Origin of the sequence: Salinicola sp. MH3R3-1, from assembly GCF_001937155.1 — a bacterium.
Lineage (GTDB): Bacteria > Pseudomonadota > Gammaproteobacteria > Pseudomonadales > Halomonadaceae > Salinicola > Salinicola halophyticus.
This window is the reverse complement of the sequence record NZ_MSDP01000036.1, coordinates 25,313-31,719: the sequence shown is the minus strand read 5'-3', so window position 1 is coordinate 31,719 and position 6,407 is coordinate 25,313. Positions and strand designations below refer to the sequence as shown.

Annotated in this window: 7 protein-coding genes and 1 rRNA gene; 4 read left to right on the top strand and 4 right to left on the bottom strand. The window is 59.7% G+C overall.

The genetic code is table 11. From position 1 onward, the window contains the following. Positions 1-194 precede the first annotated feature (194 nt). From rrf to tusA, 3 genes are all read left to right on the top strand, one after another. Positions 195-309: ribosomal RNA gene (rrf, locus tag BTW08_RS17195) — 5S ribosomal RNA — on the top strand. Between the two features lie 208 nt (positions 310-517). Continuing rightward, a complete protein-coding gene (gene rlmM / locus BTW08_RS17190; RefSeq protein WP_075563733.1) occupies positions 518-1,594 on the top strand; it encodes a 23S rRNA (cytidine(2498)-2'-O)-methyltransferase RlmM in 1,077 nt (358 codons plus the stop codon). A 38-nt stretch (positions 1,595-1,632) separates the two neighbouring features. Further along, the gene (tusA, locus tag BTW08_RS17185) at positions 1,633-1,875 is read left to right on the top strand and encodes a sulfurtransferase TusA (protein WP_075563731.1); all 243 of its coding nucleotides are present in this window, start codon (positions 1,633-1,635) and stop codon (positions 1,873-1,875) included. Between the two features lie 21 nt (positions 1,876-1,896). On the opposite strand, the gene BTW08_RS17180 is transcribed toward tusA, so the two are convergent. Then, complete coding sequence (locus BTW08_RS17180; RefSeq protein WP_075563730.1) at positions 1,897-2,592, bottom strand: hypothetical protein; 696 nt, start codon at positions 2,590-2,592, stop codon at positions 1,897-1,899. A gap of 93 nt (positions 2,593-2,685) precedes the next feature. Next, positions 2,686-4,122 carry an MATE family efflux transporter gene (locus tag BTW08_RS17175; RefSeq protein WP_075563729.1) on the bottom strand — a complete coding sequence of 479 codons (1,437 nt, stop codon included), beginning with the start codon at positions 4,120-4,122 and terminating at the stop codon, positions 2,686-2,688. Positions 4,123-4,234: 112 nt separating this feature from the next. Here BTW08_RS17175 and BTW08_RS17170 point away from each other — a divergent pair, with 112 nt between their 5' ends. Further along, positions 4,235-4,843, top strand: coding sequence for an elongation factor P hydroxylase (locus BTW08_RS17170; protein WP_075563728.1), 609 nt, complete (start codon positions 4,235-4,237; stop codon positions 4,841-4,843). On the opposite strand, the gene BTW08_RS17165 is transcribed toward BTW08_RS17170, so the two are convergent. Continuing rightward, positions 4,800-5,282, bottom strand: a complete 483-nt coding sequence (locus BTW08_RS17165) for a hypothetical protein (protein WP_075563727.1) — start codon at positions 5,280-5,282, stop codon at positions 4,800-4,802. The genes BTW08_RS17170 and BTW08_RS17165 overlap by 44 nt on opposite strands. After that, positions 5,279-6,154, bottom strand: coding sequence for a TatD family hydrolase (locus BTW08_RS17160; protein WP_075563726.1), 876 nt, complete (start codon positions 6,152-6,154; stop codon positions 5,279-5,281). The genes BTW08_RS17165 and BTW08_RS17160 overlap by 4 nt, the downstream gene beginning before the upstream one ends. Between the last annotated feature and the right edge of the window lie 253 nt (positions 6,155-6,407).

Here is a 6,407-nt window from a genome sequence, read left to right as displayed (position 1 = left end):
AACCCCAAGGGGTTTGCAAGACTTTGCTGAAGTAAGCGCAAAGTCGGATCGGTGAACGATCACCGACAACGCAGGATACGCGCTGCCTCGTAGAGCGGGCAGGCAATGAGACCTATCTCAGTCAGCATGATCCGAATCGGTTGGAATGAGGGTTGGGTAAGCCGTGAAGGCCCATCATTCCGACGTCAGTTTTGCCTGACGACCATAGCGAGCGGGAACCACCTGATCCATGCCGAACTCAGTAGTGAAACCGCTTAGCGCCGATGGTAGTGTGGGGTCTCCCCATGCGAGAGTAGGTCATCGTCAGGCATCTATTCCGAACCCCGGCCATTGGTCGGGGTTCTCTTATTTAGGGGTCTCCCCATGCGTTTAGGGGTCTCCCCATGGAGAGTCCCGGAGTGCCGGCCCACGGATGGCCGCCCCAATCATCGTCAGGCATCTATCCGAAACCCCAGCCAATAGGCTGGGGTTTTTTTATATCGGTCTTTCAATAGATGAATGCCAGCACAGCGAGGCAATTGTGAATCGAGTGCCCAACGAATGGTTGTTATATTGTCGAGCGGGTTTCGAGCCCGACCTAGCTGCTGAAGTCAGTGCGCGCGCGCACGAAGTGGGTGAGTCTGGTGAAGTCGTGGCGGCTGATCCTGATAGCGGCTTCGTTCGCTGGCAGAGCGACGAATCCCAACCGGCTAATGGCATTCATCGTGCACTACCTTTGATGTCACTGGTCTTCGCGCGGCAATCGTTAGTGGCATTCGCGCCACTACAGCTTTCGCGTGATGATCGCATTTCCGCGATCGTCGCACAGGTCAACGAGAGTGGCTGGAATTTCGAGTCGATCTGGCACGAAACGCCCGACACCAATGACGGCAAAAGTCTGGGGCGTCTGGCCAAATCCCTGAGTCGCCCTCTGGAAAGCGCTCTGAAGCGAGGTGGCGGTTTGCGCCGCAAGGCCGGTGGCCGTCGGCTACATCTGTTTTGGCTATCTGGTGACTCGGTTCAGATTGGAATGAGTTTCCCGGGTAATCGCAGCGAACATCCGGGCGGCGTACTGCGTCTTCGTCATCCCCATGATGCTCCCAGCCGCTCGACGCTGAAGCTCGAGGAGGCATGGCATACTTTCGTACCCAAGGATGCCTGGGACTCACGCCTGCACAATGGCATGCAGGCCGTGGACCTGGGTGCCGCACCGGGTGGCTGGACTTATCAGTTGGTGCGTCGAGGAATGTTCGTCTACGCCATCGATAACGGACCCATGGCGCCGGCCTTGATGGCGACGGGTCAAGTCGAACATCTGCGTGAGGATGGCTTCGTCTGGGAGCCGCCTTATCGCCTGGACTGGCTGGTCTGTGACATCGTCGACAAACCCATGCGCGTGATCGACATGGTCGAGCGGTGGCTGATCAAGCGCTGGTGCCGTGAAGCGATCTTCAATCTGAAGTTGCCGATGAAGAAGCGCTGGGAAGAGGTAAGACGTTGCCTGACGCGACTCGAGGTGACGCTGAAGGCGCATGGCGTGGCGGCTACCATTGCCTGTCGTCACCTGTATCATGATCGTGAAGAAGTTACCGTTCATGTTCGTCTGGATGGATAGACAGAACGGATCAAGACGATGGATTGTGCGAGGCTACCATGAACGACACTGCAACCCCGCAGGGCGAGACCCTGGATACTCGCGGGCTCTATTGCCCGGAGCCGATCATGCTGATGCACAACAAGGTTCGTGACATGGCCGTCGGCGATATCCTGAATGTCATCGCGACGGATCCTGCTACCACACGCGATATCCCCCAGTTCTGCCATTTCCTGGGTCACGAGTTGATCGAGCAGACTCAGGAGGGCGCCGAGTACCGCTATCGCATCCAGTTAGGCTGAAATAGCGGCTGTCCATCGGAATCAATTACCCGTTGCGACCATCAGCGCCAGCGCCTCGAGAGTATCCGGATCTTCGTTGCGGATTCGATTGGCGATATTGCGCTGAAAGAAGTAAAGCGTGCGGTGTCGGCTGCGCCCGGGGTAGAGGCAGTCGTCGCCGGCCAGAACCGGCAGTGTCGTGACCTGAGCGTCATCGACCAGCATCGCATCGACGTTGCCGTTGCTGTAGAGATACCAGCCGAAGATCTGCTTGAGCTGCCAGGGCCGGCCGTCTTCGTCCATGCAGAGCGCGTGCGTGCCCTGGGTTTCAGGCAACTGCTGCGTCAACGAGATGTCCTGAGTCTCTTCATAATCGAAGTACGCCGCCGCGTGTTCCAGCTCGGCGATCTTGTGCTCGGGAGCATCATGGAATATTTCATGAGTCTCGGGATCCCGATAGCCTACGAAGTGACCGTATTCAGGATCGTCCAGCTCATGACAGGGCGCCAACGACTCCATCCACGGCACTAGGCCGACGACCTCGTTATCCTCACGCAAACCCCACGCCAGTAATGGCATGCCATAGAGCGTATCGGGGTCCGAGGCGAGATAGTAAAGCATTTCCAGACCATCGAGTTCGGGCGATAGCCGGACCAACCGCTTCCTGGCTCTCAGCCGGTGCCTCATGGTTTCCAGATCAATGATCTGCGCAGATCGAGGGGAAAGTGGGACGCCCATGACTACCCTCCTGGTCGGCATTGTCTCGGCTTGAGGCCTGCTGCCAGTATTAGCATAGCCACAAAGGACCTGTTAAGCCCTCGAGCGATCTCATTAGTGATAATTTGCGCTTTTTGCCTGGCAGCGCCGACTGACGCGCCAGAGCCGCCACGCCAGAAGCGTTGCCGCTGACGTCAAACCGGCGTTGAGGCCGATCCAGTATCCATAGATGCCGAGGGCATCGAACATGCCGTCCAGGCCGCGGCCGAGTAGATGGCCGCAGCCCAGGCCAACGAACCAGTAAGAAAAAAGCGTGATCCCCATGACCACGCGGGTGTCCTTGTAACCCCGTAGAGCGCCAGCGAGATTGACCTGAAGCGAATCCGAAATCTGGAACAGCATCGCCAGTAGAATTAACGACATCGCCAGGGTCTGGACCTCAATATTCCCCGTATAGAGTGTGACGACGGGCTTCGCCAATAGCCAGATCAGCGCGCTATTGAACAGGGCCAGGACAAAACCCACGCCGGTACCGTTCCAGGCAACGAAACGGGCTTCGGCAAGATTGCCGGCGCCCAGTCGGTTGCTCACTCGAACGGTCAGCGCCATGCTCAGCGACAGCGGCAGCATGAACAGGATCGAAGTCACATTGAGTGCAATCTGGTGAGCGGCTACCGTGATTTCGCCGAGATAGGCGACGAGCAGGGTGATCACGGTGAACAGCGTGACTTCGAAGAAAATGGCCAGGCCAATCGGCAAACCGATATACGTGAGCTCGGCAATATCTCGCCAGCGCGGCGGCGTCGGTGCTTCCCACAGCACCACCGGCGCGTACGCGCGGCTGCGAGTCGTGTACCAGACCATGCCCAGGCACATGGCCCACATCGAGACGGCGGTTGCGATCCCGCAGCCAAACGCACCCAGGGCGGGCAGCTGCTGCAGGAAGAGAGGCGTCTCGCTGCCAAACAGGCCGACCAGGCCGGGCCCGCCATAGATCAACAGGAAATTGCCGGGGATATTGACCGCGAGGCCCACCAAGCTCATCCACAGCGAAGGCCGGGTGTGATGCATGCCGTCGGAGAACGCCCGGAGGGCCTGGTAGAACGCGACGGCCGGAATCCCGAAGGCCACTGCCTTGAGATAGTCGGTTGCGAGGCTCGCGACCTCGGCCGGAATCTCCATCAATTGAAAAATGGCCTTGGCCCCCAGCGTCATCGCCAGAGCGCTGAGACAGCCCAGGACCAGCGCGACCCACAGCGCTTGATGAACCTTGCCGCGGACTTGATCGAAACGTCCGGCGCCCGCTTGCTGGGCCACGATGGGCGTGACGCCCATGAGGGTGCCCGTCATCAACAGCATCAGCGGTACCCACAGACTGGCACCGACGGAAACCGCCGCCAGATCGGTGGCGCTGGCCCGGCCGGACATGATGACGTCCGACGCGCTCATGCCGGCCTGTGCCAATTGCGCACCGCAGATCGGCAGGGCCAGGCGCACCAGGCTACGGGTTTCTACCCGGCAGCGGTGAAGCCGGTTGGCGGTCGACGACATGAAGCGCTCCTTGACCGAACGGACAGGGCGGCGATTCTAGCAGGAGTCGAGAGCCGGCGCTCGGCGAGAGCCCTGAACTTACGTATACTCCGGCGCACTTTCGGAGATGTTGATGACTCACGATATCGAAGACCTAATTGCCCTGTTCGACGGCGTGTTCGCGCCCAGCTATCGCACGCGGCTGGTTCGCGGTGGCGACGAACCTATCTACCTGCCGGCCGATGCCGAACACGCGTTTCACCGCATCGTGTTTGCCCACGGCTTTTTCGCCAGTGCGCTGCACGAGGTCAGCCACTGGTGTATTGCCGGAGAGTCACGGCGGCAGCAGGAGGATTATGGCTACTGGTATGAACCGGACGGACGAGACGCCGGGCGTCAGGCGGATTTCGAACGTGTCGAAACTGCGCCTCAGGCACTCGAGTCGCTATTCAGCGAAGCCTGTGGCAAGCCGTTTCAGGTCAGCGTCGACAATCTCGATGGTGTCGAGGTGGACCGCCGAGCGTTCAGCGTGAAAGTGGCCGCGCGCGCGAGGCGCTATCGCAGCGAAGGCATACCATTGCGAGCGCAGGCGCTCATCGACACGCTGGAGGTTTTCTACGCGACAGAAGGTGATTCGACAGGCCAAGGACTCGAGAAAGCCGTCGCCGCCGGACGGCGACGGCTCGAGGCGGGTAGCGCTACTCGTCCTGCTGCACGAGCCGCTGATGTAGATACAGCATGACCTGAACTTCATGCTCCGGACGCATGGGCTCGAGACCCATTTCGCCGAAGAGCTCGCTGCGGGCGCGGGACCATTCGCCGGCATCGAGCTCGGGATAGAGATTCGCCGCCGGGGCCAACTCCACGAATGGATCGACGCCGAAGTCATCGAACATCAACGACAGCGCCGCTTCATCGTCCTGAACGCCGGCGGTGTAGAGCGTCTCGCTGAAGTGATCGTTTTCCAGCTCTCGGATAACGTCCAGCGGACTGATTCCGAGATGGCGGAGCTCGTCGAGATCATAACCGCCGAGCGACAGCAGCTCATCTTTCAGCCATTCGTCGTCCGGCTGAATCAGGGTGTTCTTGATCTGACCGTTGGGCAGCGCCCAGGCGATGGCCAATGGCAGCGAATTATCGCCGCCCGTTTCTATTGCGATGAATCCCGGATAGTCCGTCATTTGCCAGCGTCCTCCTCGAGCCGAAAGAAACGCTTGGCCGTGAGCGTGGTTTGTTGTGCCAGCTCGGCTTCGCTTTCGCCGCGCCAGTAAGCCAGTTCTCTCACTATCCAAGGTAGCAGAGCCGGCTCGTGGCGGCGTCCCTTGATTTTCGCCGGCAGATTTCTTGGCAGCAGGTAGGGGCAGTCGGTTTCCACCATCAAACGTTCGACGGGAATATCTGCGACGAATTCGCGAAGATGATGGCCTCGGCGTTCGTCGCTCAGCCAGCCGGTCTGGCCGATGTGCAGATCCAGGTCTAGGTAGCCGTGAAGCGTTTCGCGATCACCGGTGAAGCAGTGCACGACGGCGTCGCTCAGTCGATCGCGCCACTCGCGCAGCATCTCCAGCATCCGGCGCCCCGCGTCACGCTCATGCAGAAACACGGGCAAGCCGGTTTCCGCTGCCAGAGCCAGTTGCGCTTCCAGGGACCGCTCCTGATCCGCGCGAGGTGAAATGTCACGATGAAAATCGAGCCCGCATTCCCCCACGGCGACCACGACTTTCTGCTGGTGCAGTTCGCGCATGGCATGTTCCAGATCCAGGTTCCAGTCGGATGCATGGTGAGGATGCAGACCGGCCGTCGCATGTAGACTCGCAAACCGCGTCGCCAGTTCGGCTGCCCGTGTCGCCCCTTCGAGATCGGCGCCGGTAACCACCAGGGACCGGACATTGGCATCTGCCGCTCGAGCCAGAGTGGCCTCAAGGTCCTGGCCAAAGCTTTCATGGGTCAGATTGGCGCCGATGTCCACCAGCGGTGCCGGCGATGTGATGCGCAGCGCCTCCGGTAGAGGAGAGTCGCCGTGGATAGATTCGTGCTGGGGCGTGTCGCTCACGCGGCACTCCTTTCATTCGAGGGAAAAAGTCGGAGCACATTGTAAAGCGCCGAAGCGTCGGGGCGAAGCGCAGTCCAATCCATTTCGGCGAGAGTGGACTGACAAGGTACAATGCCTGACAAGAAACACGTTCGGCTCGACAATGATTCGAAAAGATCAGTGTCCACAATATCCAGTGTCGGCAAGATCCAGTTTCACCAAGATTCAGTGTCGGCCAGACACGTGTCAGCACGGTACAGGTTCTGCACGCCAT